Below are 1,186 nucleotides of genomic sequence, written 5' to 3' on the forward strand. Positions count from 1 at the left end.
GCGAGGTGCGTGTCAGCCATGCCGAGCCGCACCAGTTCCGCGGCGTTTTCCCGCAGCGCCTGGGCGACGGCCTCGAGCCAGCCCGCGCGGGTCGAGGGTGTGGCGCCCGCCGCCGCGAGGAACGCAGCATGCGCGTCAAGGGCTGCGCGGTCCAGTTCCTCGCGGGTGGTGGCAATGGTCAGGGTGGTGGCAGTCATGGGGCTCCTTCCGGATCGGTTCCGCGTCAGCGTGCGTTCAGTTCCTGCCAGCCGGCACCGGCAGGGAACGCCCACCGTGCCGTGGATTCGCTCAGCATCTCTGCGCCGACGCCCGGCAGCTTCGGCGCCTGGTAGCGTCCGCCGGTGACGACCACGGGCTCGGCGAAATGCTCATGGAGGTGATCGACAAACTCGATGACCCTGTCTTCCATGGTGCCGGTGATGGCCGCGTAATCGAAGAACGAGAAGTGCTGGACCAGTTCGCACAGGCCCACCCCGCCGGCGTGCGGGCAGACCGGGGTGTCGAACTTCGCCGCGAGCATCAGGTTTGCGATGTTCTCGTTGACGCCGGCCACGCGGGTGGAGTCGATCTGCATGATGTCGATCGCACCGGCCTGGAGCAGCTGCTTGAAGATGATCCGGCTCTGGACCGCCTCACCGGTGGCCACCTTGATGGGGTGGACGGCCTTGCGGATGGCGGCATGGGCCAGGATGTCGTCGGTGCTGGTGGGCTCCTCGATCCAGTACGGGTTGAAGTCCTGGAGCTGGTTGACCCAGTCGATGGCCTCCTGCTCCTCCCACCGCTGGTTGGCGTCGATGGCGATGCGGATGTCGGGACCCACCGCTTCCCGGGCCAGGGACAGGCGACGGCGGTCGTCCTCGATGCTGCCCGCGACCTTGAGCTTGATCATCCCGAAGCCGTCCGCGACGGCCTCCTTCGACAGGCGGACCAGCTTCTCGTCGCTGTAACCCAGCCAGCCCGGGGTGGTGGTGTATGCGGGGTAGCCGTGCTGGCGGAGTTCGGCGATGCGCTCCTGCTTGCCTTCCTGCCCGCGCTGGAGGATGTCCGTGGCATCCTGCGGTGTGAGCGCGTTGCCGAGGTGGGTGAAGTCCACGGCGCTGACCACCTCGTCGACGGGCATTTCGCTCAGGAGCTGCCACAGGGGCTTGTTCTCCCGGCGGGCACGCACGTCCCAGAGTGCGTTGAC

At 67.7% G+C, this 1,186-nt stretch carries 1 protein-coding gene and 1 pseudogene; both read right to left on the reverse strand.

What is annotated here, in order from left to right:
- A pseudogene (locus tag X803_RS22340) lies at positions 1-197 on the reverse strand (aldehyde dehydrogenase (NADP(+))); the annotation flags it as partial.
- Between the two features lie 26 nt (positions 198-223).
- A partial coding sequence (locus X803_RS20190; RefSeq protein WP_035779144.1) for an enolase C-terminal domain-like protein occupies positions 224-1,186 on the reverse strand: 963 nt, incomplete at its 5' end.

Source organism: Arthrobacter sp. 35/47, assembly GCF_000520475.1.
Classification (GTDB): domain Bacteria; phylum Actinomycetota; class Actinomycetes; order Actinomycetales; family Micrococcaceae; genus Arthrobacter_D; species Arthrobacter_D subterraneus.